General features: G+C 43.7%; 2 protein-coding genes. Both read left to right on the top strand.

Annotation, left to right across the window (positions count from 1 at the left end):
* The first annotated feature begins 70 nt into the window (after window positions 1-70).
* Window positions 71-388, top strand: coding sequence for a transposase (locus tag HI950_RS36315; RefSeq protein WP_223285702.1), 318 nt, complete (start codon window positions 71-73; stop codon window positions 386-388).
* Window positions 337-1220 (top strand): IS3 family transposase (locus HI950_RS35365; protein WP_317618511.1); only part of this gene is annotated, 884 nt, incomplete at its 3' end. The genes HI950_RS36315 and HI950_RS35365, both read left to right, overlap by 52 nt.

The raw sequence follows: 1220 nt of genomic DNA, 5'->3' as shown, positions 1-1220 counted from the left end.
TACATCTAGAATAAAAAGTGGACACCTCGTTAAGAGAAATCAATAATGAATATATCTAGGAGGTGTTCGCATGGGTGAACAACGGAAACGGTATAACGAAGAGTTTAAGAAACAGACGGTAAAGTACCTACTGGAGCAGTCGAAGACGGTGGAGGATATTGCCCTTGAATTGGATATCCCTGCAAAGACGTTGTATTCCTGGAAGGCTAAGTATCGTGATTTCAAGAATGAGCCTATCCCCAGTAATGATCGTATTCGTGAGCTGGAACAGCTACTTAAAGAGCAAGAACGCGAACTTCGTATGAAAGACCGCAAGATCGCCGATGTTGAAGAAGAATTAGCGATTGTAAAAAAGGCAGTGCACATCTTCAGCAAGCCAAAGAACTAAAATTTCAGTTCATTGAAGATCATCGCTCCGAGTTTAATTTGGAGAAGATGTGCAAGGTACTTGTTGTTTCCCGGAGCGGTTACTACAAATGGAAGTCCAAAGGACCGAGTGAGCAGGAACAGCGCAAGCGCAAATTGATGGATAGGATCATCTTCCACTTCAATGACAACGAGAAACGTTATGGAGCACCCAAGATCACCTATCTGTTGCAGCAGGAAGGCTCAGAGGTGTCTGAGCGAACAGTTGGTTTGTATATGCAAGAGATTGGCTTTCGTTCCTGTGTCTCCCGAAAATTTAAAGTTCAAACAACGGACTCCAACCATGACTTGCCGATCGCTCCGAACATCCTCAATCAGCAATTTAAAGTGTTAAAACCGAATAAAGTATGGGTTGCTGACATTACCTACATTCCGTGCAAAGAGGGTCGTTTATACCTTGCAAGCATCCTTGACCTTTGTACACGTGAAATCGTAGGTTGGCGCCTCCAAAACCGTATGACAACCGACATCGTACTAGGCGCTCTGGAAGATGCATACGCAGCAAAGAAGCCAAAAAAAGGGGTAATACACCACTCTGATCGCGGATCGCAATACGCCTCAGATGATTACCGCAAGCGGCTTAAAGACTACAAAATGGTTGCAAGTATGAGCCGTAAAGGGAACTGCTACGATAACGCATGTATGGAGTCGTTTCATAGCTTACTCAAGAAAGAACTTGTTTACTGCAAACGATTTATAACGAGGGAACAAGCCTATAACGAGATTTACAGATACATTGAATTCTTCTACAATCGCAAGCGAATTCACAGTGCACTGGGCTATTTGTCACCGGT

Source organism: Paenibacillus sp. PL91, assembly GCF_012935325.2.
Taxonomy (GTDB): domain Bacteria; phylum Bacillota; class Bacilli; order Paenibacillales; family Paenibacillaceae; genus Pristimantibacillus.
This window is presented reverse-complemented; position numbering and strand designations above follow the sequence as displayed.